Raw genomic sequence first — 26,183 nt, forward strand, 5'->3', positions numbered from 1 at the left:
TGTCCAACGCCAAAGGTTGTCTTATCAATCAGCTACGGGCAACATAGCGACTTATTTTCACCTCTTACCTGGCCTGCATGAGCATAAACCGTATTCCCGTCCACTTTAGCGATCGTCGCCGACGCGCCACCGATACGTTCGTGCGCCGCATGGTCACCGCCTGTGGCGTGGGAATTTTACTGCTGATGTTGCTGCTGTTCTTCTGGTTGATCTGGGTGGTTTTACCGCTGTTCAGCGCGCCCGGCATGCACGCCACCACCACGCAGCAACTGTGGGACAAAGCCCCAATGCTGTCGATGGGCAGCGACGGCCAGCTTGGCTGGCGCATCAGTCGCCATGAAGCGCGTTTTATCCCACTCGATGGTCAACCCGCCGCGCCGGCATTAGCGCTTAACGGCCAACCTGATGCGGCAACAATCAGCAGTGATAACCGCAGCGTGCTGCTCAATATGCAGGGCGAACTGCTGTTAATGCAACCGGTTATCCATCACGGCAGCGGCGAATGGCGTTTTCCGCTGGGCGATCGCCCACTGCGTTTGCCGCAAGGCGCGGTGACCGCTATGGCGCTGGCGTCGCTAAATGACACGCAATGGCTGGTTGCGGCACAAACGGCGGCGGGCATCAGCGTGCTGACGCTGCAAAATCAGCAGCAGGTTAATCAGATTCTGCTGCCGCATCAGCAGGCCGATCATTTATTGCTGTCACCCGATGGAACCTTACTTTATACCAGCAGCGGGCGCTTACTGCGCGTTTGGCAGATTACGCCACAAGGCGCGCAATTGCGCGAGACGCAAACCCTCGATTTACCGGCGCAAAGTCTGCATATGTTGGCGGGCGGTCGCTCGTTGTTGGTGCAGAATGCCAATGGCATCCAGCAATGGTTTGCCATCGCCGGTGACAACGGGCCGCGACTGCAAAAGATTCACACCTTTAGCGGCAGTAAAGATGTTTCCGGCATCACCACTGAGCCGCAGCGCCGTGTATTTGCCACTTGGGATGCAAAAGGCAAGGTGCAGCTGTTCGCCAGTAAGCAGCCGGGGCCGATTTTAACCCGTCAGTTATCGGCAGGCATTCAGGCGCTGGCTTTCTCGCCGCGCGGTGATGCGCTGATTGTTGAGCGCGCAGGTGTTTGGCAACAGTTCGCGCTGGATAATCCGTGGCCGGATTTCACCTGGCGCAATCTGTGGCAGAAAATCTGGTACGAAAACTATCCGCATGAAGATTGGGTGTGGCAATCCACCGCTGCGGGCGACAGCTATCAAGCCAAGTTTAGTTTGATGCCATTGGTGCTCGGCACGCTCAAAGCGGCCAGCTTGGCGCTGTTGTTTGCTACGCCGCTGGCCTTAGCTGCCGCCATGTACACCGCGTGGTTTATGTCGCCGGGCTTACGTCGTTGGGTGAAACCTGGCATTGAAATGATGGGCGCGCTGCCCAGTGTGGTGATTGGTTTGATTGCGGGCGTGTGGCTGGCACCGCATATCAGCACCGCGCTGGTTGGCGTGTTGCTGCTGCCGCCGGTACTTGCCGCCACGTTGTTGCTGTGCGGCGTGTTCAGCCCGCGTCTTCCGGCGCGTTGGCGACGTCCCGGTTTTGAAGTGATCCTGCTACTGCCGGTTTTGCTGGTGGTGACACTGTTAACGCTGTGGTTGCCAACTTTGCTGTGGCCGGACATTGGCGCGCGCCTGGCGCATTACGAACAGCGCAATTTATTAGTGGCGGCGCTGGCGATGGGATTCGCGTTGGTGCCACTGATTTTTACTTTATCGGAAGATGCGTTGTTCAGCGTGCCGGGCGCGCTGGGACAAGGTTCGCTGGCATTAGGCGCCACGCCGTGGCAAACCTTAACGCGCGTGGTGCTGCCGGGCGCATCGGCGGGTATTTTCGCTGCCTTGATGATTGGTTTTGGCCGCGCGGTCGGTGAAACCATGATCGTGCTGATGGCGACCGGCAACACGCCGGTCAGTGAAGGCGGTTTGTTTGCCGGTTTGCGTGCGCTGTCGGCCAATATCGCCATCGAGATGCCGGAAGCGGCGGCGGGCAGCGCGCATTACCGCATTCTGTTCCTCAGCGCATTGCTGCTGCTGATCTTTACCTTGGTAATCAACACCATTGCCGAATTAATCCGCCAGCGCTTGCGCCAACGTTACAGCCAGCATGAGGGCCAGGGATGAGTGCGATGCAACAAAACGATCGCTGGCGCTGGCTCACCGCCGGTGCGGTTGCGGTGTGTTTGCTGGCATTTACTTTGCTGATTGGTTTACTGGGATGGCAAGGTGTGCGCGCCTTCTGGCCGCAACCGGTCGATCAATACCAATTCCAGCCGCCAGAAGGCAGCGCAGTGATGGTGCTGGGTGAAACGCTACAACGGCAACAGCAGGGCGCACACTGGCGCTACGTGGTGAAAACCGGCAACCGTGACTTTGCTGCGCCGGATTTCCGCGTGCTGTACAGCCAGAACGCGGCGAAAACGCGTCGTCCGGTGGATGCGTTGGTATTGCAGCGACGCAATGGCGGTAATGCCTACGGCTGGTTGGTGGAACTGCGCCAGGATAATGAAGTGATGACCGCGCGCGATCGCAATGCATTGCTCGATCAGCGCTTGCAGCAGGTGCATGAGCTTCTGCGCCAGGCGAGCAAAATCCGCCGTATTGAGATGGCGCGCCTCAATGCGCAGCTGGAAGATCTGCAACAGAAGGCCGATGAGCAACAGCGCAAAGGAACATTCAGCCTCGAAGTGCAATCCGAGTTTGCCGCCAATCGCAGCGCATTGCAGCGTCGCTTCAATGCGTTGGCGCAGCAACTTACCCACTTACAACGCGAAAGTCAGCGTGACACCTTGGTGCTACGCGATGTGCAGGGCGTTGATCACAGCATTCCGCTGGCGCAGGTTGTCGATGCCTGGTATCCGAATGCCATGTCAGTGGGCGACAAAATCCAACACTTCTTTAGTCAGATTTGGCAATTTGTCAGCGATTCACCGACGTCAGGCGGCGGTGAAAGCGGGGCGTTCCCGGCGATTTTTGGCACCGTGCTGATGGTGCTGCTGATGTCGATTATCGTTATGCCGCTCGGCGTGATCGCGGCGGTGTGGCTGCATGAATATGCCGGACGCAATGCGCTCACGCGGCTGGTGCGCATCGCGGTGGTTAACCTCGCGGGTGTGCCATCGATTGTGTATGGCGTATTTGGTCTGGGTTTCTTTGTCTGGCTGATTGGCGGCACCATCGACCAATTGTTCTTCTCCAGCGCCTTGCCCAATCCCACCTTTGGCACGCCGGGTTTACTGTGGGCGGCGCTGACGTTAGCGTTGCTGACCTTGCCGGTGGTGATCGTCGCCACCGAAGAAGGATTGTCACGTATTCCCGATAATCTGCGGCAGGGATCGCTGGCGCTGGGCGCAACGCAGGCGGAAACGCTGTGGCGCGTGGTGTTGCCGCTGGCAGTGCCAGCCATGCTGACTGGATTGATTCTGGCGGTAGCTCGTGCTGCTGGTGAAACTGCGCCACTGATGCTGGTGGGCGTGGTAAAAATGGTGCCGGAATTGCCGGTTGATGCGGTGTTCCCGTATCTGCATCTCGATCGTAAATTTATGCACCTCGGTTTTCAGATCTACGATTTGGCTTTCCAAAGCCCCAACATCGATGCTGATCGCCCGTTGGTTTACGCCACTGCCTTGCTGCTGGTGGCGATCATCCTGTCGCTCAATTTGCTGGCGATGGCGCTGCGCCATCGGCTGCGTGAGCGTTACCGGCTTATGACGCACTAAAAAGGTTTTTTGATGACGCCCGATTACGACATCGCGCTTACCGTGAATCAGCTATCGCTGTGGTACGGTGAACGCCAGGCGCTAAACAATATTGATTTGCAGATCCCGAAAAATCGCATCACCGCGTTGATTGGGCCGTCCGGTTGCGGCAAATCGACGCTGTTGCGCTGCTTTAATCGTATGAATGATGTGATTGATCGCTGCCGCATTGAAGGCGAAATCATGCTCGATCACTATGCGGTGATGCAGGCGAATCAGGATCTTCCGGCGCTGCGTCGGCGCATTGGCATGGTTTTCCAGCGACCGAATCCGTTCCCGAAATCGATCTACGAAAACGTGGTGTATGGCTTGCGCTTGCAGGGCGTGCGCGATCGTCGCGTGCTCAATGAAGCCTGCGAACGTGCGTTGCGTGCGGCGGCATTGTGGAGCGAAGTGAAAGATCAGTTGGGGCAGAATGCGCTAACGCTTTCCACCGGTCAGCAGCAGCGTTTAGTGATTGCGCGCGCCATTGCTATCGAACCGGAAGTGTTGTTACTGGATGAACCGACATCGGCGCTCGATCCGATTTCAACGCTGGTGATTGAAGAGTTGATGACCACGCTCAAGCAGCATTTCACCCTGGTGCTGGTGACGCATAACATGCAGCAAGCGGCGCGTGTGTCAGATTACACCGCGTTTATGCATAACGGTCAGCTGGTGGAGTTTGATGAAACCGATCGGATTTTCACCTCGCCAAAAGCACGGCGCACGGAGGATTATATTACTGGACGATTTGGTTGATGGATCTGCGATTCTTAGCGGCGCGATTTATCGCGCTCTTTTGACCTTTTCATCGCGGTAAAAATGCGCGATAAATCGCGCCGCTACGGAATGTGCATAGCATTAATCGTGCGCGTAACCTTCAGACGGCAGTTGCTGCCCATCTAACCAGGCTTTTCCATCGCGCATCTGCAAACGCCCGTCAACAAACCAACTGATCACCAGCGGATAAATCGCGTGTTCCTGATGCTGCACGCGCGCGCTGATCTCGTCTTCGCTGTCGCCAGCAAATACCGGTACGCGCGCCNGCATCTGCAAACGCCCGTCAACAAACCAACTGATCACCAGCGGATAAATCGCGTGTTCCTGATGCTGCACGCGCGCGCTGATCTCGTCTTCGCTGTCGCCAGCAAATACCGGTACGCGCGCCTGCAAAATGATCGGTCCGCCATCCAGTTCGTCGGTAACAAAATGCACTGAGGTGCCATGCTCTTCGTCGCCGTTTTCCAGCGCCTGACGATGGGTATGCAAACCCGGATATTTCGGCAGCAGCGAAGGATGGATATTCACCAGACGATCGTGGTAATGCGCGACAAACGCGCTGCTCAGAATGCGCATATAACCGGCCAACACCACCAAATCCGGCGCATAGGCATCGATCTCTTGCATCAACTGACGATCGAAAGCATCACGATCAGCGAAATCACTGGCAGCTAACGCATGTTGCGGGATATTGGCTTCTTGCGCCCGCGTCAATCCATAAGCGCTGGCTTTATTACTGAAAACGGCAGCGACGCTGCCGTTGATACGCCCGCTTGCGCAGGCGTCGAGGATGGACTGAAGATTGCTTCCGTTGCCGGAGATCAGTACAACCAGTTTTTTCATGGATTGATGACCACTCGCTCTTCGGAATCAGACGCTTTAATCACACCGATTTTCCACGCTTTTTCGCCTGCATCAGTCATCAACTGTACCGCTTTATCGGCTTCTGCTGGGCTCAGCGCAATCACCATGCCCACGCCGCAGTTAAAGGTGCGGTACATTTCGTGACGACTGACGTTGCCTGCTTGCTGCAACCAGCTGAACACGGAAGGCCACTGCCAGCTGCTCTCTTCCAGCACCGCTTGGGTGTTGTCTGGCAGCACGCGTGGGATGTTTTCCCAGAAACCGCCGCCGGTCAGATGTGAAATCGCATGCACATCAACCTGTTCAATCAGGCTAAGGATGTTTTTCACATAGATGCGAGTTGGCGCCAGCAGGTGATCGGCCAGAGATTTGCCATCCAGCTGTTTGGTCGCAGGATCGGTCTGGCTGACTTCCAGAATCTTACGCACCAGAGAATAACCGTTCGAATGCGGGCCGCTGGAACCCAGCGCGATCAGCACGTCGCCGTCCTGCACTTTCGAACCATCAATGATTTCTGATTTTTCCACCACGCCAACGCAGAAACCGGCCACGTCGTAATCTTCGCCGTGGTACATGCCTGGCATCTCTGCGGTTTCACCGCCGACCAGCGCACAACCCGACTGCAAGCAACCTTCGGCGATGCCGGTGATCACTGACGATGCGGTATCCACATCCAGTTTGCCGGTCGCGTAGTAATCGAGGAAGAACAGCGGTTCAGCGCCTTGTACGATCAGGTCGTTCACGCACATCGCCACTAAATCGATGCCGATACTATCGTGGCGTTTGAGATCCATCGCCAGACGCAGCTTGGTGCCGACGCCATCGGTTCCGGAGACCAGCACAGGCTCGCGGTATTTCTGCGGCAGCGCACACAGCGCGCCAAAGCCGCCCAGTCCACCCATCACTTCCGGGCGGCGGGTTTTTTTCACTACGCCTTTAATACGGTCAACCAGATCGTTACCAGCATCGATATCAACACCGGCGTCTTTGTAGCTGAGAGAGGTTTTGTCGGTCACTGCGGAATCCCCACGCGATTGCGGTTGGTGGCAAAAATTAAGCGCCGCAATTCTAACAGCGCAGGCAAACGTTTGCGAGTCCCATCTCACGGTGCCTTTGCACGGCACTGAATTTTCGCTAATCCTTATTCTACGCATAATCCATCGGGCCTTTGACCGATGACATGTGGCGCGGCGGCGAAAAGGCGGTATAATCCCGCGATTTTTTTTTAGCTCAACTCAATTCCGGGAGAACAATCATGAAGATCGTGGAAGTCAAACACCCGCTGGTCAAACATAAACTGGGCCTGATGCGTGAGCATGATATCAGCACCAAGCGTTTCCGCGAGCTGGCCTCGGAAGTGGGCAGCTTGCTGACCTATGAAGCCACCGCCGATCTGGAAACCGAACGTGTAACGATCGAAGGCTGGAACGGTCCGGTAGAAATCGATCAAATCAAAGGTAAAAAAATCACCGTGGTGCCTATCCTGCGTGCCGGTCTTGGCATGATGGAAGGCGTGCTGGAGCACGTACCGAGCGCGCGTATCAGCGTGGTAGGCGTGTACCGTGATGAAGAGACGCTGGAGCCAGTGCCGTATTTCCAGAAGTTGGTGTCGAACATCGAAGAGCGCCTGGCGCTGGTGGTTGATCCGATGCTGGCAACCGGCGGTTCAATGATCGCCACTATCGACCTGCTGAAGAAAGCCGGCTGCACCAGTATTAAAGTGCTGGTATTGGTGGCCGCACCAGAAGGCATCGCCGCGCTGGAGAAAGCGCATCCGGATGTTGAGCTGTACACCGCGTCAATCGATCAGGGATTGAACGAGAAGGGCTACATCATTCCAGGACTCGGCGATGCCGGGGATAAGATTTTCGGAACCAAATAAAGAAACCAGCCGGCCAGAGAGTCGGCTTTTTTTTGGCAAAAAAACATCAAGACTCAAGGGGATAAAGAAATAATGACTCGTCGCGCGATAGGCGTTAGCGAACGCCCACCGTTATTGCAAACCATTCCACTCAGCCTGCAACATCTGTTCGCCATGTTTGGCGCAACGGTGCTGGTGCCGATTCTGTTCCACATCAACCCGGCCACGGTGTTGCTGTTCAACGGCGTTGGTACGTTGCTGTATCTGTTCATCTGTAAAGGCAAAATCCCCGCTTATCTCGGTTCGAGCTTTGCCTTTATTTCACCGGTTTTACTGCTGCTGCCGCTGGGATACGAAGTGGCGCTGGGCGGTTTTATTCTGTGTGGTTTGCTGTTCTGCATCGTGGCGTTGATCGTCAAGAAAGCCGGCACCGGTTGGCTCGACGTAATGTTCCCGCCAGCGGCGATGGGCGCAATTGTGGCGGTCATCGGTCTGGAACTGGCCGGTGTGGCGGCGAATATGGCGGGCCTGTTGCCGGCTGATGGCACTTCGCCTGACAGCAAAACCGTGATCATCTCAATGGTGACGCTGGCGGTTACCGTATTTGGTTCGGTACTGTTCCGTGGCTTCCTCGCCATCATCCCGATTTTGATTGGCGTGCTGGTCGGTTACGCGCTCTCTTCCGTGATGGGGATTGTGGACTGGAGCACCGTGGAAAACGCGCCGTGGTTTGCGCTGCCAACCTTCTACACTCCGCGCTTTGAATGGGTGGCGATGCTGACCATTCTGCCAGCGGCATTGGTGGTCATTGCGGAGCACGTCGGCCACTTGGTGGTAACGGCGAATATCGTGAAGAAAGATTTGATTCGCGATCCTGGCCTGCATCGCTCGATGTTTGCCAACGGCTTATCGACCATGATCTCCGGTTTCTTCGGTTCGACGCCGAACACCACTTACGGCGAAAACATCGGCGTGATGGCGATTACTCGCGTATACAGCACCTGGGTGATTGGCGGCGCAGCGATCTTTGCCATTCTGCTCTCTTGCGTCGGCAAACTGGCGGCGGCGATTCAGGCGATTCCGGTGCCAGTGATGGGCGGTGTGTCGCTGCTGCTGTACGGCGTAATCGGTGCTTCGGGTATCCGTGTGTTGATTGAATCCAAAGTGGATTACAACAAAGCGCAGAATCTGATCCTGACCTCAGTGATCCTGATCATTGGCGTCAGCGGCGCGAAAGTGCACATCGGCGCGGCGGAATTGAAAGGCATGGCGCTGGCAACCATTGTTGGCGTGTGCCTGGCATTGATCTTCCGTCTAATCAACGTATTGCGTCCAGAAGAAGTGGTGCTGGATGCGCAAGAGAAACGCGACGTTTAACGCGTTCAGCCGGGCAGGGAAGCCCGGTTCATCTCCAGCAAAGATCGTGATAAACTTGCGCGGTTTTCTGCCCGCTCATCCGTTGAGGTACTTCTGAACACGCCGGCACAGCTCTCATTGCCACTCTATTTACCCGATGATGAAACCTTTGCCAGTTTCTGGCCGGGGGAAAATCCGTCTCTGCTGGCGGCGCTGCAAGGCGCACTTTCACAGCAACACGGCAGCTATCTCTATTTTTGGTCACGCGAAGGCGGCGGCCGCAGCCATTTGCTGCACGCGGCGTGCGCAGAATTGTCGGCGCGCGGTGAAGCCGTTGGCTATGTCCCGCTGGATAAACGCACCTGGTTTGTACCGGAAGTGCTGGAAGGCATGGAGAATCTGGCGCTGGTGTGCATCGATAATATTGAATGCATCGCGGGCGATCCTGAATGGGAAATGGCGATCTTCGATCTCTACAACCGCATTCTGGAAATTGGCAAAACCCGTTTGCTGATTACCGGCGATCGACCGCCGCGCCAGCTCAATTTAGGTTTGCCGGATCTGGCATCACGCCTTGATTGGGGGCAGATTTACCGCTTGCAGCCGTTATCCGACGACGACAAATTGCAGGCGATGCAGCTGCGTGCGGGCTTGCGTGGATTTGAGTTGCCGGAAGATGTTGGGCGCTTCCTGTTGAAACGCCTCGATCGGGAAATGCGTACGCTGTTTGATACCCTAGATCGTCTAGATCGCGCATCGATTACCGCGCAACGCAAACTCACCATTCCGTTTGTTAAAGAAGCGCTGGGGCTTTAAACGATCTCCAGCACCGCTTCCGGCGGGCGGCCAATGCGTGCTTGCTCGCCATTCACCACAATTGGACGTTCGATCAGCTTCGGATGATCCACCATCGCTTGCAGCAACTGATCTTCGCTTAAATCCGCCTCCGCCAGGTGCAACTCTTTATACAGATCTTCTTTACGCCGCATCAATTCGCGCGCGCTGTGCATGCCGAGTTGATTAAGCAGTTTTTTCAGCGTCGGCACGTCTGGCGGCGTATCGAGATACAGCACCACGTCAGGTTCGATGCCTTTTTGCTGGAGCAGCGCCAGCGTTTCGCGGCTCTTGCTGCAACGTGGATTGTGATAAATGCTGACCATGGCTGCGGGCGTTCCTTTTAATGTGTTTGAACAGGCGGTCACCATAAATGGCGACCCTACGCGTGACCGGTGTGGATTTTGCAGGGTGCGCATTCATGTGCACCGGGAAATTATCCCTTCTGATAAACCTTAAAGCGCTTCTGCAATTCGCGGAACTGATCGATACGCGCGTCATAACGCGCCTGTTTCAGGCTGCCGAGCGGCACCTGCGCGCTGGCGCTACTCAAGGTGGTAATTGCCTGATCGAGCTGTCCGTTCAGGGCCAAACCTTCGGCGCGCGCAGAGAGCTCTTCATCGCGTAATCCCTGCGCTGCGGAAGCCTGCGCCAGCAAATCCCATGCATTGATGTCATCAGGATGGGCAAAGGTGTAGCGATTGAGAATGCGGCTGGCATTGGCCGGTTGTTTCGCCTCAACGTAGGCGTTCGCCAGGTTCAGTTGCAGCACCGGATTGGTTTTGTTGTCTTTGGCGCTGCTCAGCAAATTGATGGCCTGCTGTGGCTGATTCAGCCCAATGTCGATGTCGGTCATGATATCGAGGAACCAAATATTATCCGGCTGTTTTGCCAGTAACGGCGCAATGACTTTTTTCGCGCTATCAAAACTCTTGGCTTGCAGTAATTGCACCGCTTTGCCGTACTGCGCAGCTTGCTGCTCGCGCACATTGCCTTTGGTGTATTCATTCAGCAAATCATCGGTGAGCTGATTGCGTCCGGTGGCATACATGCCGAGCGAGCGCACTTTCGCCATGTAGAAATCTTGCGACGATTGCACCACCACCGGACGCATCTGGTTGGCGCGGTTACGCGCATCGGCCAGTCGACTATCAGGCAATGGGTGCGTGAGTAAAATTTCCGGCGGCTTAGAGGAGAAGCGACTTTGATCGGCTAACTTTTGCAGGAAAGTGGGCATCGCTTGCGGATCGAATCCGGCGCGCTGCAACACTTGCAAGCCAATGCGATCGGCTTCCTGTTCGTTGCCTTGGGTGAAACTGATGATGCCTTGCTGCGCGCCCGCCAGCGTACCGGTCAATGCGGCCATGCCCGCTTGCGGGCTGGCCATCGCCAGCAGAATTGACCCCAACGCGCCAACCCAGGTTAGCGGCGCATTACGTTTCTGCTCTTCCATCGCACGCGCCAAATGGCGCTGAGTGACGTGCGAAATTTCGTGCGCCATCACCGAGGCTAATTGGCTTTCATTATCGGTATAACGGAACAGCGAAGAGTGCAGCACCACGTTGCCGCCGAAGAAGGCGAAAGCGTTAAGTTCGTCATTTTGAATCAGGAAGAAGTGGAACGGCGTACGCACCGAGTTGGCATGCGCCACTAAACGCTGACCCAGCTCGTTAATATATTGATTCAACAGCGGATCGTTAATCAGCGGCGCGCTGGCGCGCAGTTGGCGCACGTAGAAGTCGCCCATCTGCAATTCCTGATTAATCGACAGCGTTGAACCTGCTGTGGTGCCCATATCAGGCAGATTGTCAGTCACATCCGCACGCGCACTCAGCGCGGGCGTTAACAGCAGCGTAGGAATAAGGGCCGCCAGCACTGATTTTTTCAACCGGTTAAACATGCCTTGATCCTGTAAATGTCACCCGAAATTGGACAGGTAAGTGGTTCAAATGTTCTGCACTTTTTATTCGTTTATGCAGCGGCTCTATCTTAGCCAGAGACACGCAACAAGCAAATGGTTGCACGCTCAGACAATTAAATGACGAAACAGTTACAAAATAGCCAAAATTGCCGCAAAAAATTGAATAGTCATCCGCTTAGAAATCGGCGATAAATCCATATTGAAGTTAAAGTTACGTAAAGTTGCTCAAAATTACTGAAGCTGGCATGAACTTTTCCAAGTTTACTCTGAAAAGTAGCAGGAATAGCGCGGCTTTGGCCCGCTTTATCCATCAATGATATTAATCGTGTGTCATATCGCCTTAGCAGCAACTGCAATAATTATTGGTCACAACATAGGCAATTTATCTCTTAAGCCAAATAGATTACCCATCAAAAATTAAATCCAACCTATTTAAGACTCCCCGCAAACTATCAATCGAAGCTGTTATTTAATTAGCCAATCCAATTATTTTTCCCGCAAGGAAAAGCCCGGACAGTCCGTCACTACAGGACTTTTGCACCTCGCACGCTGTGGTATAGATAAAGCACTTTATTCAAACGGACTGTGAATTGGCAGCGTATACCGGAGAGTGTTTATGCGTTCTGTTGTCTCTTATGCCCTGATTGCGATTGTGGGTGGCTTTGTTGGCGCTACCGTGAGCAAAGGTGATGACCTGTATCAGCGTGTTGTCAGCCATTTTTCTGCTGAACCGACCGATCCTGACGGCTTCTGGAGCACGCCCGCCGTGGATGGCTACGGCAAAATCCATTATGAGCCGGATGCCGCGTTTAAACCGGTAGCGGGCCTGAGCAACAAAGTGGTGTTTCAAATCACCAAAAGCGAAGGCGATATGAAGCGCCCAAATCTTGGCTTAGAACGCGTGGCGCGCGTGGTGAATCTGTATATCGCTTCTGGCGTGCCAGCCGACGACCTGCATTTTGTGGTGTCGGTGACCGGCGATGCCACGCCTGCAATGCTGGATAACGCGCATTTTCAACAGTTCTACAAAGCCGACAATCCCAATCTGGCGCTGATTGGCGCGCTTAACAAATTGGGCGTCAAAGTTTCGGTGTGCGATCAGTCAGTGGCGTTCCATCACTTCCCCAAAGAGTGGATTGACCAATCAGTGATTCACGCACTCTCCAGCCCGACCACCGTGTCGACGCTGGAAAACCAGGGTTATGCACTCTTACAGATGTAAGTCACAGGCACAGGAGAAGTGAAATGCGTCCAGCATCCTATATTGTTATCGCCGCACTGGCAGGTTTTGTCGGCGGCAATGTGTTACAGCTTCCAGACTTAGTGGATAAAGTCAGCGACAAGTTTGCTGATAAGAAAACCGAACCGGCCGATTTCTGGAGCACGCCAGCCATCGACGGTTACGGCAAAATCCATTTCGTTAGCGTGCCGGATTACAACCCCGCCAACACGCCGGGTTTGAGCAACAAAATCGTCTTCCAGATTAACCGCAGTGAAGGCGATATCCATCAGGCCAACCTCGGTCTGGAGCGTGTTGCGCGCGTGACTAACCTTTATTACGCGGCGGGCGTTCCGCTCGATCAGCTGAAGTTTGTGGTGTCGATCAACAGTGATGCCGTTCCTGCTGCGCTGAACAACGAACAGTTCCGCAAAGCCTACGGCAGCGATAACCCAAACCTGAAGTTGATTGATGAGCTGAAAAAAGCCGGTGTCAAAGTGACGATTTGCGATCAGTCGGTCGCCTTCCATCAATTGGAGCGTGATTGGATTGATACCCGCGTAACGCACACGCTCTCCAGCGGTACTACCGTGGCTTCGCTGCAAAACGAAGGTTATGCGTTCCTGATGCTGTAATTCCCCCGGACAGCAGTTCGCGCTGCTGTCATCTGTTTGTCATTTCCCCGCGATGTTGCTGTCACAGTTCGCCGTTAATTTAAGCGCCAATGAGATCGATCTCATTAGCACTTTACGAGGCGAACATGTCCGATTTAATCAGTGTTGCGAAGTTAGCTGGCGTATCACGCGCCACGGCGGCGCGCGCATTTTCTGATCCGCATTTGCTGCGACCGGATACCTTGCAAAAGGTGCTAACCGCGTCGGAGCAACTCGGCTTTCGCCCCAATCATATTGCTCGTCAATTGCGTACGCAGAGTTCGACCACCTTCGGCGTGTTGCTGCCGTCGCTGCTGAATCCGATTTTCGCCCGCCAGCTGCAAGCGATGGAGCGCCAGGCGCGCTCGGCCGGTTACGGTTTACTGGTGGCGACCAGCGATTATCAACCTGAACGTGAAGCGGCCATTGTCGAACATATGCTGAATCAGCGTGTGGCAGGTTTGGTGCTGACAGTTGCCGACGCCGATAACAGCGCGATTTTACAAACCTTGCATCAAGCCAATATGCCGTTTGTGTTGACGCATAACGTGCCGCAGGAAACCCACTGGCCGGCGATTTGCGTCGATAACCGCCAGGCGATGCAGGAAGCCACTGAACATCTGCTCAATCTCGGCCACCGCCACATCGGCATGGTGGCCGGACCGATGCTGCAATCGGATCGCGCGCGTTTGCGCTATCAAGGCTATTGCGACGCCATGCAGCAAGCCGGACTTGAGGCGCTGCCGGTCATTGAAATGCACAGCCATACCCAATCTGATTTCGCGCTGTTGCAGTCACAGCTGCAAGGCGATGTGCCGCTCAGCGCGGTGATCTGCACCAATGATTTGCTTGCCATCAGCCTGATTGGTGCCGCCACTCGCGCCGGTGTGCGCGTGCCGCAGCAGCTTTCGGTGATGGGTTTTGATGGCATTGATATTGGTGAGCAGATGGCGCCGTCGCTGGCGAGCGTCACGCAGCCTGCTGACATGCTCGGCGCGGGCGCTATCGACATGCTGTTACAACAAGCCAGCCGCGGCACCCGCGTACTGGCGCACCGGCTGTGCATCGGCGAAAGCATCGCAGCACCCATTTCTTTGTTTACCAACACCAGGGAACCATCATGAAACTGCACAAAAAAATAAAAGTTTTAACCGGTGCGCTCGCGCTGACTGCCGGTTCGCTGTTCAGTACCTTTACGCATGCTGCCGATACGGCGATTTGCTACAACTGTCCCCCCGAATGGGCAGATTGGGGTACGCAGCTTAAAGCCATTGCCAAAGACACCGGCATTCAAGTGCCACAAGACAATAAAAACTCCGGTCAAGCCCTGGCGCAGATGGTGGCGGAGCAGGGTAATCCGGTGGCAGATGTGGTTTATTATGGCGTCAGTTTTGGTATCCAGGCGGACAGCGCCGGTGTCATCACCAGCTATAAGCCAGCACATTGGGACGAAATCCCAGCCGGAATGAAAGATCCGAACGGCAAATGGGTGGCGCTGCACTCCGGCACCATGGGCTTTATGGTTAACGTTGATGCGCTGGGCGGCGCGCCAGTGCCTAAATCCTGGGATGACCTGCTGAAGCCAGAATATAAAGGCATGGTCGGCTACCTCGATCCGGCCAGCGCCTTTGTTGGCTACGTCGCGGCGGTGGCGGTGAACCAGGCGAAGGGCGGCAACATGCAGGACTTCACGCCAGCGCTGAACTGGTTCAAAAAATTGCAGGCCAACCAGCCGATCGTGCCGAAACAAACCGCGTATGCGCGTCTGATTTCCGGCGAGATCCCAATCTTGCTCGACTACGACTTCAACGCCTATCGCGCCAAATATAAAGATCACGCCAACGTGGCTTTCGTTATTCCGCAAGAAGGCACGGTAACGGTGCCGTACGTCATCAGCCTGGTGAAGAACGCACCGCACGAAGCCAACGGCAAAAAAGTCATCGATTATGTGCTGTCGGATAAAGGTCAGGCAATTTGGGCCAACGCCTTCCTGCGCCCGGTTCGCACCTCGGCGATGTCGGCTGATGCCAAGAAATACTTCCTGCCGGATAGCGATTATGCGCGTGCACAAACCGTTGATTACCAGCAAATGGCCGATGCACAGAAAGCCTTCTCGGCGAAATACCTGAGTGAGATTCGTTAATGTCGATGTCTGACACGCTGGCGGCCTCGCGCCGCCAGATGCGCGCCTTGCCGGGCAGCCGTTGGTTATGGCTGACGCTGCCCGCATTGCTGTTCTTCTGCGCGTTTTGGTTGTTGCCGTTTGCTCGCCTGCTGCAAATCGGTATGCAGGACGATCGCAGCACCCAGCACAGCGGTTACTGGACGGTCATCACCGAGCCACATTATCTGGTGAGCTTGCTGAACACCGTGTTGTTGTCGCTGGCGGTAACGCTGGTGACGTTAGTGATTGCCGCAATTGTTGGCTGTTTCCTGGCGCGTCAACGTTTCACCGGACGCGGCACCTTGCTGGCGCTGCTCACTTTCCCGCTGGCGTTTCCGGGCGTAGTGGTGGGTTTTTTAGTGGTGATGCTGGCCGGTCGTCAGGGCTTGCTGGCGCAAGTCAGCATGAATTTGGTGCATGAACGTTGGACGCTGGCCTATTCGCTGGCGGGTTTGTTTATCGGTTATCTCTATTTCTCGCTGCCGCGCGCCATCGTCACGTTGGTGGCGGCCAGTGAAAAACTCGATCGTTCGCTGGAAGAGGCGGCGCGTTCGCTTGGTGCCAGCCAGTGGCGCATTACCTGGGACGTGATTGTGCCCGGCCTGCAACCGGCATTGCTATCAACCGGCGCGTTGTGTTTCGCCACCAGCATGGGCGCGTTTGGTACTGCATTTACCCTCGGCACCGATTTGGCGGTATTGCCGCTAACCATTTACGGCGAGTTCACTAATTACGCCAACTTCGCTACTGCCGCCGCCTTGTCGGTGGTGATGGGCGGATTTGCCTGGCTGGCGCTGATGCTGGCGCGCCGTTTGGCGCATAAGGAGGCGGCATGAAACGTCGCGGTATGTTTAGCCTGCAACTGTTGGTCACGGCGATCACCGCACTGTTTATGATCGTGCCGGTGCTGCTGTCGATGCTGGCGGGCGTCACCAACAACTATTTTATCGGCCTGCGCAGCGGCTTAACGCTGAAGTGGGTTGAGCAGGTGTGGGAGATGTACGCCGACACCTTCTGGCTGTCGCTGCTGATCGCGCTGTTTTGCTTGCTAGTCACGCTGGCGATTGGCGTGCCCGCCGCGTGGGGCTTGCTGAAAGCGCCGGGACGTTGGGCGGCGCGCATTGAAGAGTGTTTGATGTTGCCGGTGGCGCTGCCCGGTTTAGCCACCGCGCTCGGCATCATTTTGCTGTACGGCCAATTCTCTGGTCTGCGCGATAGCTGGCTGTTCATCCTGATTGGTCATGTGCTGTTTACCTTGCCATTCATGATGCGCCCGGTTTTGGCGGTAATGCAGGCGGTGGATATGCCGCGTCTGGAAGAAGCCTCCGCCAGCTTGGGGGCCAGCATGTGGCAGCGCTTCTTTACCGTGGTGGTACCGAACTGCCGCAACGGCATTCTGGCCGGTGCATTTATGGTGATCACGCTGTCGGTGGGTGAATTCAATATCACCTGGATGCTGCATACGCCGCTGACCAAAACCCTGCCGGTGGGCCTTGCTGACAGCTACGCCTCAATGCGTCTGGAAGTGGGTTCCGCCTACACGCTGATATTTATTTTGATGATTCTGCCGCTGCTGCTGATGCTCAATGCCGTGAATCACTGGCTCAACCGCGCGATTTCGCGCTCAAACAAGGAGGCGGCATGAATCCTTCAGCCGTTACCGTGACGCTGCACGGTTGCTCGCGTCATTTTAATCATCATCAGGCGCTGCAACCGCTGGATCTCACCGTGCATGCCGGTGAAACGCTGGTGCTGCTCGGGCCATCCGGCTGCGGCAAAACCACCACCTTGCGCATTATCAGCGGGCTGGAAAGTTGCGATGTCGGCGGTGAAGTGTGGTTCGACGATCGCAACGTGACGGCGCTGCCAATTGAAAAACGTAACGTCGGCATGGTGTTCCAGAATTACGCGCTGTTCCCCAATCTCAATGTGGCAGAGAACGTGGCGTATGGTCTGAAAGTGCAGGGCGTGGCGCGTGCCGAACGTGAAGCGCGCGTGCAGGAGATGCTGGAGCTGGTGGATCTCACTGCGCTGTCGCAGCGCAGCATCGACAAACTCTCTGGCGGGCAGAAACAGCGTGTGGCGCTGGCGCGAGCGTTAGCCGCACGGCCCAAAGTGCTGTTGTTCGATGAGCCGCTGGCGGCGTTGGATGCACGACTGCGCGATCGCCTGCGTCTGGAAATCGGCTCACTGCTGAAAAAGCTGGCAATTACCGCGGTGTATGTCACCCACGATCAGCAAGAGGCGATGGCGCTTGGCGATCGGATTGCGGTGATGGAGCAGGGCCGCTTGGTACAGATCGATACGCCGCAAAATATCTATCAACATCCGGCATCGAAATTTGTTGCTGATTTTGTTGGCGCGATCAACTGCGTCGATGTGGATGCGCGCGGCAATCCGCAACGTTTCTGCCGCCCGGAAGATGTGTTGCTGGCCGAAGATAATCGTTATGCGCGCCAGGGCTTTATTCTCTCCAGCACCTTTTTGGGCGCGTCACAGCGGTTGATGATCGACATTGGCTTAGCAACGCCGATTCAGGTCGATCGCCACGCGCGTGAAGCCTGGCATGCCGGACAGCCGGTGAGCTGGACGCTGGCGCAAGACGCCGCGCTGCAATTTTCGTAATTTTCCAGGTCACCATGAATGGCGACCCTACAGAATAGTGAGTCGTTGTAGGGGCGCCATTTATGGTGACCAAAAAGCGCTATTTATTCCGAGGAACTCTGTTGTGTCTGAAGCAATGACGCTGATCGCGCAAATAAGCGATTTACACATCAAGGCGCATGGTCGCCTGTCGTATAAAAAAGTCGATACCCAAGCCGCGCTGTTGCGTGTCATCGCCACCTTAAACGCGATGCAGCCTCGCCCGGATAAAGTGGTGATCACGGGTGATCTGGTGGATTTCGGCACGCCGGAAGAGTATCAAACGCTAAAACAGGCGCTGGCTGGTCTGCACATCCCGTTTCTGCTAATGCCGGGCAATCATGACGATCGCCAGGCGTTACGCGACGCTTTTCCAGAACATCATTATCTGCAACACGGCGAGACGCTGAACTGGCAGATGCGGGTTAATGGGTTGCAACTGCTGGCGCTGGATTCCAGCGTGCCGCAGAAACCGTGGGGCTATGTAGATGAAGCGCAGCTGCAATGGTTGGATGAGCAGTTGGCGCGCGAACCACTGCTGCCGACATTGGTGATGCTGCATCATCCGCCGTTTATCTGCGGCATCGAACACATGGACCAACAACCGCTGCGCAATCCCGCTGCGTTGGCGGCGATTATCCAAAAACATCCGCAGGTCGAGCGTGTGCTCAGTGGCCATTTGCATCGTTCGGTACAGGCGCGTTTTGCCGGTACGCTGGCGTGCGTCGCGCCAGGCGTGTCGCATCAGGTGGCATTTGATCTGGCCGAAAATGCGCCCGCCAACTTTGTGCTGGAACCACCGGGTTTTTTGCTGCATCGCTGGCAGCCACAGCAAGGCATGACGACGCATTTGTGCGCCATCGGTGATTATCCCGGCCCGTGGCCGTTTTACGATGCCAATGGATTGATCGATTAGCGTCAGCGGTTGAAAAGAATTGTCGTGGCCTGACAGGATGCATCGTGCTCAATTTGACTTGTGGGTGTACAATTGCTCGTTCCCTCACCAGGGCAAGTGAATCCAACAATAACAAGACTGTCAGGCACACGAATTTATGAATCTACTCGTTAGGCTGGGTGCGCCATGTTGATGCGCCTGCGGCCAAAAACTGACCTGCGCACGCTGATCGCGTTGCTGGCGATCACTAGCATCGTGATCACGCTCGCCAATACGCTTTACGCGACCTGGCGCGTGCAACGCATGGTCCTGATCGAAAGCACCCTCGAAGCCAACCGCGCTTACGCCACCAAGCTGGCCGCCACCACTGAAGTCTTTTTTCAGTTGGCTCAGTCGCAGCTGCATTACAGCGCAACGCAGTTGGGTAATGATTTCGATAATGGCGAGCTGGCGCAGCAGGAAGTTAATCGTCTGCGTGAGCAAACCAACAGCTTTAACTCGGTTGCCGTGGTCAATAGTGACGGCATCGTCAAGGCGATTTCGCCGGAATCCTTGATGCTGAAAGGCATGCAGCTCACCAGCCAGGCATCACGTGAAGCGCTGGCGCAGCGTCAGCCGATGGTCAGCAAACCGACCATTTCCGCCGCCAATAACCTGATTGTGTTTGTCTCCTGGCCGATATGGAGCAAAGACGGACGCTATTTAGGTTACGTTGGTGGCACTATCTATCTGAAAAAGAAAAGTATTCTCAATGCGCTGCTTGGCGAGCAGTTCTATCGTGATGGTACGCAAGTCTACGTCACCGATCGCAATAATCAGGTGCTATATCACCAGAACAGTCAGTTGATTGGCAAAGTGGTGCCAGCCATCATCAGCGATCATCAACGTGAAGAACAAACCAACGGCGAAGTGCAGCTAACCGAGCAAGATGCGCCAAAACTGGCTGGTTACGCCATTGTGCCGACCACCGGTTGGATGGTGGTGGCGTTGAAACCGACGGATGTCACGCTGGCTCCGCTCTCCGGTTTGCTATTGAAAGTGCTAAAAAATTCGGTGCCGTTTGCGCTGTTAACCTTGCTGGTGGCGGTGATTCTGGCGCGCCTGATCGCATTGCCGCTGTGGCAACTGGCGCGCAAAGCCAGCCAAATGGATTCGCAAGGCGTATCCGGCGAAATCGGCGGCATTCGTGCGTGGTATTTCGAGGCGGCGCAGGTCAAGCGTGCGCTGCTGACCGGCATCGGTTTAGTGCAGGACAAAATTGGCCGTTTGAAGTCGGAAGTGCAAACCGATCCGATGACCAACTTGCTGAATCGCCGTGGTTTGAGTGCGGTGCTGGATTACTTCGCCACCATGCGCCAACCGTTCTCAGTGCTGGCGCTGGATATCGATCACTTCAAACGCGTCAACGATACCTTCGGCCATGATGTCGGCGATGAGGTGATCAAGCATGTGGCGCGTACTTTACGACAAAGCGCGCGGCAAACTGATGTGGTGTGCCGCAATGGCGGGGAAGAGTTCCTGATGCTGCTGCCTGCCACCTCGGTGGAAGATGCGCGTATTCTTGCTGAGCGCGTGCGCGTTAGCATTGCCGATAACTGGATTGATCAAGTTGGCAATATCACGCTTTCTGTCGGTATCGCTGATTGGCAACCGGATAACGGGGCGCAGGAGCAAAGTCTCAAGCAAGCCGATGCTGCGCTGTATCTGGCGAAAAATGCCGGGCGCAACTGCGTGATGATTTCTGGTCAGGATGCCTTAGTCAGCAGCATTTCGCATTAATCCCCGCCATCACATTCATCAATCGGCCGCCATTAATGGCGGCCCTACGTTCAACTGGAAGTAAACATGCTCGCTCTGCTTTATCAATGGTACAAACGCCGTTTCAGCGATCCACAGGCCATTGGCTTGTTGGTGATTCTGCTGGCGGCGTTTTGTATTTTGTTCTTCTTAAGTGGCCTGTTGGCACCGCTGTTAGTGGCGTTGGTGCTGGCCTATTTGCTCGAATGGCCGACGGTGCGTTTACAGCGCGTCGGTTGCAGCCGAACCTGGGCAACCAGCGCCGTGCTGGTGGTGTTCGCGGGTATTTTGTTGGTGATGGTGCTGATCGTAGCGCCGGTGGCGTGGCAGCAGGGCATCAATTTAACGCGCGATTTACCGAACATGTTGAACAAGTTGTATGTATTCGCGGCGGGCCTGCCAAAGCGTTATCCGGCGCTGGTGGATGCCGGCATCATTGATATCATCGTTGAAAACCTGCGCAGCCGCTTAACCGGCTTGGGCGAATCGCTGGTGAAGTACTCGCTGGCGTCGTTAGTCGGTTTGATGACGTTGATGATCTATCTGGTGCTGGTACCGTTGATGGTGTTCTTCCTGCTGAAAGACAAAGAGCAGATGCTGAATGCTGTACGTCGCGTACTGCCGCGCAATCGTGGATTGGCGGGCGTGGTGTGGCAGGAGATGAATCAGCAAATCACCAATTACATTCGCGGCAAAGTGCTGGAGATGGTGGCGGTTGGTTTTGTCACCTGGTTGGCCTTCCTGATGTTAGGCCTTAATTACTCGCTGCTGCTGGCGGTGCTGGTGGGCATTTCGGTGCTGATTCCCTATATCGGCGCGATGGTGGTGACCATTCCGGTGATCGGCGTGGGCCTGTTCCAATGGGGATTGGGCAGCGATTTCTGGACGATGATCGGCATCTATTTAGTGATTCAGGCGCTGGATGGCAACGTGCTGGTGCCAATTCTGTTCTCGGAAGCGGTGAATCTGCATCCTTTGGTGATCATTCTGTCGGTGGTGATTTTCGGCGGGATGTGGGGATTCTGGGGCGTGTTCTTTGCCATTCCACTGGCGACGCTGGTGAAAGCGGTGGTGCGCGCCTGGCCAGAAACGCCTGCGCTGGATGACAACATCAGATAAAAAAACGGGTGCGACCTGCGCACCCGTTTCTATCAGGCTGATTTCAAATAATCCAACACGATGTCGTGGTGGTTTGAGGTTTTGAAATCATCAAACACTTTTTCGACTTTGCCGTGAGCATCAATCAGGAAGCTGGTGCGGTGGATGCCGTCATAGGTTTTGCCCATAAAGGTCTTCTCACCCCACACGCCAAATTGCTCGCAAACCTGATGATCTTCATCAGAGAGCAAGGTGAAGTTCAGCAACTCTTTATCGGCAAAACGTGACAACTTCTCAGGTTTGTCAGTGCTGATGCCCAGCACTTCGACGCTAATTTTTTTCAACTCATCCATGTTGTCGCGCAGCCCGCAAGCCTGCACGGTGCAACCCGGCGTCATGGCTTTCGGATAGAAATAGACCAGAACGCGCTGTCCCTGGAAGTCGGCCAAATTTACTTGTTCGCCGTCCTGATCGGGCAAGCTAAATTTCGGTGCGGTATCACCGGCTTTCAGTGGATTCATCACAACTCTCCATTTTTTTCTTCAATGCTGTGGGTAATACACCATCCTGAGCGGGAGTGCCAGGTTGTGTTTACCGTCAGGGTTATTTCACTACACGGTTTGCCGCGTGGGGCAGAGTGTGTGGCGAAATAACCCGGAGCCAGATTAAACGGTGCTGTTGGCACTGTCGGTCACACTATAAAGACGAATTGAGCCTTGTGCATGCAGTTCTTCACACAGCTGATTGAACGCCTGCTCAATCGGCGCGCTAACAGGATTGGCCGGGCTGTGTGCTGTCATTTGAATATAGAGCGTGGGCGCAACATCGTCTTGCGCCGGTTTAATGCGTGAAACCAGTTCGGCGATGTTCATTTGATGTTTATCGAACAAATCGGTAAAGCGTTCAATGATATGCGGTGAATCCGGCACCTCAACTTGTACCCACACGGTGGCGGGCATTGGCGGCGTGACGCGCGCGTTGGTGCGCTTCATCACAATCAGCAACTCCAGTTCGGCACCTTTCATTGGCAGCGTGGATTCAATCAACGTGATGGCGTTCCAACTGCCGGATAACAGCATGATAAAGGTGAACTCATCACCCAACATCGCCAAACGGCTGTCTTCAATATTGCAGCCGCAGCTACTCACGTGACGGGTGATGGTATTGACGATTCCCGGACGATCAACGCCCAGTGCGGTGATCACCAGATGGTGGGGCTGTGACTGCGGCAAAATGGCATTTCCTGTACGTTCGCTAATAACCATAAGGTAAACATAAAAAAAACTGCTGACAAGGGCAGGAATGGCGTGGCTCGCTTGCTTTTCTTTCGATGTAAAACGTAACATGAGGCACTTGTTTGTCGAGGGGATAGCCCATGTTCACCGGAAGTATTGTTGCGCTCATTACGCCACTGAATGAAAAAGGTAATGTCTGCCGCGAAAGTTTGAAAAAACTGATTGATTATCATGTTGCCAGCGGCACCGCGGCGATTGTTTCTGTTGGCACCACCGGCGAATCCGCCACGCTCAGCCATGAAGAGCACGGTGATGTGGTAATGCAGACGCTAGAACTGGCGGATGGCCGTATCCCGGTTATCGCGGGCACCGGCGCCAATGCCACTGCTGAAGGCATCTCTCTGACCAAACGCTTCACCGGCAGCGGTGTGGTCGGTTGTTTGACGGTCACGCCTTATTACAACCGTCCAACTCAGGAAGGGTTGTTCCAGCACTTTAAAGCCATTGCCGAAAGTACCGATCTGCCACAGATGCTGTATAACGTTCCTTCGCGTACCGGTTGCGACATGCTGCCGGAAACCGTCGCGCGTTTGGCCGAAATTAAAAATATTATCGGAATCAAAGAGGCCACCGGGAACTTATCACGCATCTCACAGATCCAAGAGCTGGTTAATGATGCGTTCATTATCGTTAGCGGCGATGACGCCACAGCGCTGGACTCCATGCAGCTGGGCGGCAAAGGCGTCATTTCGGTTACGGCAAACATTGCCGCCCGCGAAATGGTTGAGCTTTGTGCCTTAGCGCAGCAAGGCAAATTTGCCGAAGCGCGTCGCCTGAACCAGCGTCTGATGCACCTGCACCAGACTCTTTTCTGTGAACCCAATCCAATCCCGGTGAAATGGGCAGCAAAACAGCTAGGATTAATCGCGGATGACACGCTGCGTTTGCCAATGACGCCACTGACCGAAGCCGGTCAGGCGAAAACGGCGCAAGCGCTGATTAAAGCGGGTCTGCGATAATTTAGGGAGAATCAATGAGTTATTCAGTTAAGCGCTCGACGCTGGCAACGGTAGTGGGCCTTTCCACCCTGATGCTGCTCACAGCGTGTTCTAGCGATCAGCGTTATAAGCGCCAGGTCAGCGGTGATGAATCTTATCTGCAAGCACCTGAACTGCATGATTTAAAAGCACCAGCGGGCATGATTTTGCCGCTGCAAAACGGTGATTACGATGTGCCACATAACGTGGCGAAAGGCGCAGTCGGCAAAGAGCTGGATATTCGTCCGCCCGCTCAGCCTCTGGCGCTGCTGAACGGCACGCGTGCTCAGTTCACTGGCAACACCGGCGTATTGGCAGTAGAAAGCAGCCGTGGTTCGATCTGGTCACAAGTGGTTGGCGTGATTCAATCCTACAAGTTCCCAATCGCTCAACGTGATGATGCTGCACAGCAACTGACCACCGATTGGGTGCAGTGGAACCGTGCTGACGAAGATAACCAGTATCGTGGTCGTTATCAGATCAGCGTACAGAATCAGAGCTATCAGCAAGTGCTGACCGTGCGTCTGCTTGAGTTGCAACAGTCAGGCCAGGCGGTAACGTCTCCGGCGCAGATCCAACGCTACACCGGCCAGATGTTGAACGACATCAGCACTGGTTTGGATAAAGTGGATTCAGCCAGCCAGGATGCTGCTGCTAGCCGTGCAACCGGACAAATTGACGTCCAGAGCGGCGCGGATGATACCGGTTTACCGTTGCTGGTGCTGCGTGCACCGTTCAACGTCACCTGGCAGCGTCTGCCAGCGGCGCTGAAGCGTATCGGCATGGAAGTGACCGATGACAACCGCTCGCAGGGCAGCCTGAAAGTCACTTACAAACAGCCGGGCAGCGGCGCGTTTGATGCGATTGGTGCGAAAGATCCTGAATTACCAAACGGCGATTACAAATTGCAGGTTGGCGATCTGGATAACCGCAGCAGTCTGCAGTTCATCGATCCGAAAGGTCACGTGCTAACGCAGGCGCAAAACGATGCGTTGGTCGGCGTGATGCAAGGCGCGCTGAAATAAATTGCCAAAGGGCCGGAGATTCTCCGGCCTTTTTGTTTTGGATTTGGCATAATAGCGCCCGGCGAAGTAAACGATTGCGTCACGCAGTCGGCGCGCGGTGAAACACCGCTGAACACGGGTTCTTTCATGTTTGGAGTTAACAAGATGCAAAAGCGAGCTGAGTTGTATCGCGGTAAAGCGAAAACCGTATACAGCACCGATAATCCGGATCTGCTGGTACTTGAATTCCGCAACGATACGTCAGCAGGAGACGGTGCACGAATCGAGCAGTTTGATCGCAAAGGAATGGTCAACAACAAGTTTAACCATTTCATCATGACCAAATTGCAGGAAGCGGGCATTCCGACCCAGATGGAAGCGCTGCTGTCGGATAACGAAGCGCTGGTGAAAAAGCTGGAGATGGTGCCGGTTGAGTGCGTGGTGCGCAACCGTGCGGCAGGATCGCTGGTAAAACGTCTGGGCGTGGAAGAGGGCATCGTGCTCAATCCACCGCTGTTTGATCTCTTCCTGAAAGATGACGCCAAACACGACCCGATGGTCAACGAATCGTATTGCGAAACCTTCGGTTGGGTCAGCAAAGCCAACCTGGCGCGTATGCAAGAGCTGACCTTCAAAGCCAACGACGTGCTGAGCAAGCTGTTTGATGATGCGGGCCTGATTCTGGTCGATTTCAAACTGGAGTTCGGTCTGTTCAACGGCGAAGTGGTGCTGGGCGATGAGTTCTCGCCAGATGGCGCGCGTCTGTGGGACAAAAACACCATGGACAAAATGGATAAAGACCGTTTCCGTCAGAGCCTCGGCGGCCTGGTTGAAGCGTACGAAGAAGTGGCGCAGCGTTTGGGCGTGAAACTGGATTAATTTCCACACCTTTCTCGTAGGGTCGTCATTTATGACGTAATGCCGATCAGTTAAGCCAAAAATGATCGGTTGAACGATCCGGCAGTTCTGCAAGAATCCGTAATCTATCAGGGATTACGGATTTTTTTATGTTACTCAGTCAGGCTCTCGATGCCG

At 55.0% G+C, this 26,183-nt stretch carries 24 protein-coding genes and 2 pseudogenes; 19 read left to right on the top strand and 7 right to left on the bottom strand.

The features are described 5' to 3' along the window. Positions 1–77: 77 nt before the first annotated feature. The 3 genes from ACPUC7_RS18260 to pstB are packed head-to-tail and all read left to right on the top strand — an operon-like array spanning position 78 to position 4,546. The gene (locus tag ACPUC7_RS18260; RefSeq protein ID WP_494923965.1) at positions 78–2,171 is read left to right on the top strand and encodes an ABC transporter permease subunit; all 2,094 of its coding nucleotides are present in this window, start codon (positions 78–80) and stop codon (positions 2,169–2,171) included. Further along, a complete protein-coding gene (gene pstA, locus ACPUC7_RS18265; protein ID WP_494923966.1) occupies positions 2,168–3,766 on the top strand; it encodes a phosphate ABC transporter permease PstA in 1,599 nt (532 codons plus the stop codon). The genes ACPUC7_RS18260 and pstA overlap by 4 nt, the downstream gene beginning before the upstream one ends. Positions 3,767–3,778: 12 nt before the next feature. Then, positions 3,779–4,546: a phosphate ABC transporter ATP-binding protein PstB gene (gene pstB, locus ACPUC7_RS18270; protein WP_494923967.1), complete on the top strand. Its 768-nt coding sequence runs from the start codon at positions 3,779–3,781 to the stop codon at positions 4,544–4,546. Positions 4,547–4,648: 102 nt separating this feature from the next. Here the strand turns inward: pstB and purN (ACPUC7_RS18275) are convergent. From purN (ACPUC7_RS18275) to purM, 3 genes and pseudogenes are all read right to left on the bottom strand, one after another. Then, positions 4,649–4,726, bottom strand: a pseudogene (purN, locus tag ACPUC7_RS18275) (phosphoribosylglycinamide formyltransferase); the annotation flags it as partial. 120 nt (positions 4,727–4,846) lie between these two features. Continuing rightward, positions 4,847–5,410: pseudogene (gene purN / locus ACPUC7_RS18280) on the bottom strand (phosphoribosylglycinamide formyltransferase); the annotation flags it as partial. Beyond that, positions 5,407–6,447, bottom strand: coding sequence for a phosphoribosylformylglycinamidine cyclo-ligase (gene purM / locus ACPUC7_RS18285; protein ID WP_008108330.1), 1,041 nt, complete (start codon positions 6,445–6,447; stop codon positions 5,407–5,409). The gene purM and the pseudogene purN (ACPUC7_RS18280), both read right to left, overlap by 4 nt. A gap of 239 nt (positions 6,448–6,686) precedes the next feature. On the opposite strand from purM, the gene upp reads away from it, so the two are divergent. The 3 genes from upp (at position 6,687) to hda (ending at position 9,464) form a co-directional block, all read left to right on the top strand. Further along, positions 6,687–7,313 carry a uracil phosphoribosyltransferase gene (gene upp / locus ACPUC7_RS18290; protein ID WP_008108331.1) on the top strand — a complete coding sequence of 209 codons (627 nt, stop codon included), beginning with the start codon at positions 6,687–6,689 and terminating at the stop codon, positions 7,311–7,313. Positions 7,314–7,385: 72 nt separating this feature from the next. Next, positions 7,386–8,669 (top strand): uracil permease, encoded by a 1,284-nt coding sequence (gene uraA, locus ACPUC7_RS18295; protein WP_343552453.1) that lies wholly within the window; start codon positions 7,386–7,388, stop codon positions 8,667–8,669. 93 nt (positions 8,670–8,762) lie between these two features. After that, complete coding sequence (gene hda / locus ACPUC7_RS18300; RefSeq protein WP_343552513.1) at positions 8,763–9,464, top strand: DnaA inactivator Hda; 702 nt, start codon at positions 8,763–8,765, stop codon at positions 9,462–9,464. Here the strand turns inward: hda and arsC are convergent. Together arsC and bepA are read right to left on the bottom strand one after the other, a co-directional pair. Beyond that, positions 9,461–9,808, bottom strand: coding sequence for an arsenate reductase (glutaredoxin) (arsC, locus tag ACPUC7_RS18305; protein WP_494923968.1), 348 nt, complete (start codon positions 9,806–9,808; stop codon positions 9,461–9,463). The two genes, hda and arsC, sit on opposite strands and share 4 nt — an antisense overlap. Positions 9,809–9,918: 110 nt before the next feature. Further along, entirely contained in the window at positions 9,919–11,382 is a 1,464-nt protein-coding gene (gene bepA / locus ACPUC7_RS18310; protein ID WP_494923969.1) for a beta-barrel assembly-enhancing protease, read from the bottom strand. A 637-nt stretch (positions 11,383–12,019) separates the two neighbouring features. Between bepA and ACPUC7_RS18315 the strand changes: the two genes are divergently transcribed. The 10 genes from ACPUC7_RS18315 (at position 12,020) to ACPUC7_RS18360 (ending at position 21,893) form a co-directional block, all read left to right on the top strand. Then, the gene (locus tag ACPUC7_RS18315) at positions 12,020–12,625 is read left to right on the top strand and encodes a DsrE family protein (protein WP_343552455.1); all 606 of its coding nucleotides are present in this window, start codon (positions 12,020–12,022) and stop codon (positions 12,623–12,625) included. Between the two features lie 23 nt (positions 12,626–12,648). Further along, positions 12,649–13,257, top strand: a complete 609-nt coding sequence (locus tag ACPUC7_RS18320; RefSeq protein ID WP_343552456.1) for a DsrE family protein — start codon at positions 12,649–12,651, stop codon at positions 13,255–13,257. A 125-nt stretch (positions 13,258–13,382) separates the two neighbouring features. Continuing rightward, positions 13,383–14,399: a LacI family DNA-binding transcriptional regulator gene (locus tag ACPUC7_RS18325; RefSeq protein ID WP_494923970.1), complete on the top strand. Its 1,017-nt coding sequence runs from the start codon at positions 13,383–13,385 to the stop codon at positions 14,397–14,399. Then, positions 14,396–15,418, top strand: a complete 1,023-nt coding sequence (locus tag ACPUC7_RS18330) for an ABC transporter substrate-binding protein (protein WP_494923971.1) — start codon at positions 14,396–14,398, stop codon at positions 15,416–15,418. Before ACPUC7_RS18325 ends, ACPUC7_RS18330 begins: the two co-directional genes overlap by 4 nt. Beyond that, positions 15,418–16,275, top strand: coding sequence for an ABC transporter permease (locus ACPUC7_RS18335; RefSeq protein WP_494923972.1), 858 nt, complete (start codon positions 15,418–15,420; stop codon positions 16,273–16,275). Before ACPUC7_RS18330 ends, ACPUC7_RS18335 begins: the two co-directional genes overlap by 1 nt. Further along, positions 16,272–17,084, top strand: coding sequence for an ABC transporter permease (locus ACPUC7_RS18340; protein WP_494923973.1), 813 nt, complete (start codon positions 16,272–16,274; stop codon positions 17,082–17,084). The genes ACPUC7_RS18335 and ACPUC7_RS18340 overlap by 4 nt, the downstream gene beginning before the upstream one ends. Further along, entirely contained in the window at positions 17,081–18,064 is a 984-nt protein-coding gene (locus tag ACPUC7_RS18345; RefSeq protein WP_494923974.1) for an ABC transporter ATP-binding protein, read from the top strand. The genes ACPUC7_RS18340 and ACPUC7_RS18345 overlap by 4 nt, the downstream gene beginning before the upstream one ends. Before the next feature lie 115 nt (positions 18,065–18,179). Next, positions 18,180–18,998, top strand: coding sequence for a phosphodiesterase (locus ACPUC7_RS18350; RefSeq protein WP_494923982.1), 819 nt, complete (start codon positions 18,180–18,182; stop codon positions 18,996–18,998). Between the two features lie 165 nt (positions 18,999–19,163). Continuing rightward, positions 19,164–20,756: a sensor domain-containing diguanylate cyclase gene (locus ACPUC7_RS18355; RefSeq protein WP_494923975.1), complete on the top strand. Its 1,593-nt coding sequence runs from the start codon at positions 19,164–19,166 to the stop codon at positions 20,754–20,756. Between the two features lie 66 nt (positions 20,757–20,822). Beyond that, the gene (locus ACPUC7_RS18360; protein WP_494923976.1) at positions 20,823–21,893 is read left to right on the top strand and encodes an AI-2E family transporter; all 1,071 of its coding nucleotides are present in this window, start codon (positions 20,823–20,825) and stop codon (positions 21,891–21,893) included. Positions 21,894–21,925: 32 nt separating this feature from the next. Here the strand turns inward: ACPUC7_RS18360 and bcp are convergent, their stop codons facing one another. Both bcp and ACPUC7_RS18370 read right to left on the bottom strand, forming a co-directional pair. After that, complete coding sequence (gene bcp / locus ACPUC7_RS18365) at positions 21,926–22,393, bottom strand: thioredoxin-dependent thiol peroxidase (RefSeq protein WP_343552465.1); 468 nt, start codon at positions 22,391–22,393, stop codon at positions 21,926–21,928. 144 nt (positions 22,394–22,537) lie between these two features. Next, the gene (locus ACPUC7_RS18370) at positions 22,538–23,104 is read right to left on the bottom strand and encodes a glycine cleavage system transcriptional repressor (protein ID WP_343552466.1); all 567 of its coding nucleotides are present in this window, start codon (positions 23,102–23,104) and stop codon (positions 22,538–22,540) included. Between the two features lie 143 nt (positions 23,105–23,247). On the opposite strand from ACPUC7_RS18370, the gene dapA reads away from it, so the two are divergent. From dapA to purC, 3 genes are all read left to right on the top strand, one after another. Next, positions 23,248–24,126 (top strand): 4-hydroxy-tetrahydrodipicolinate synthase, encoded by an 879-nt coding sequence (gene dapA / locus ACPUC7_RS18375; RefSeq protein ID WP_494923977.1) that lies wholly within the window; start codon positions 23,248–23,250, stop codon positions 24,124–24,126. A 14-nt stretch (positions 24,127–24,140) separates the two neighbouring features. Continuing rightward, complete coding sequence (bamC, locus tag ACPUC7_RS18380; protein ID WP_343552468.1) at positions 24,141–25,169, top strand: outer membrane protein assembly factor BamC; 1,029 nt, start codon at positions 24,141–24,143, stop codon at positions 25,167–25,169. Between the two features lie 144 nt (positions 25,170–25,313). After that, positions 25,314–26,027, top strand: coding sequence for a phosphoribosylaminoimidazolesuccinocarboxamide synthase (gene purC / locus ACPUC7_RS18385; protein WP_007884822.1), 714 nt, complete (start codon positions 25,314–25,316; stop codon positions 26,025–26,027). The last annotated feature ends 156 nt before the right edge of the window (positions 26,028–26,183 follow it).

This window comes from Pantoea sp. CFCC18179, assembly GCF_059412405.1.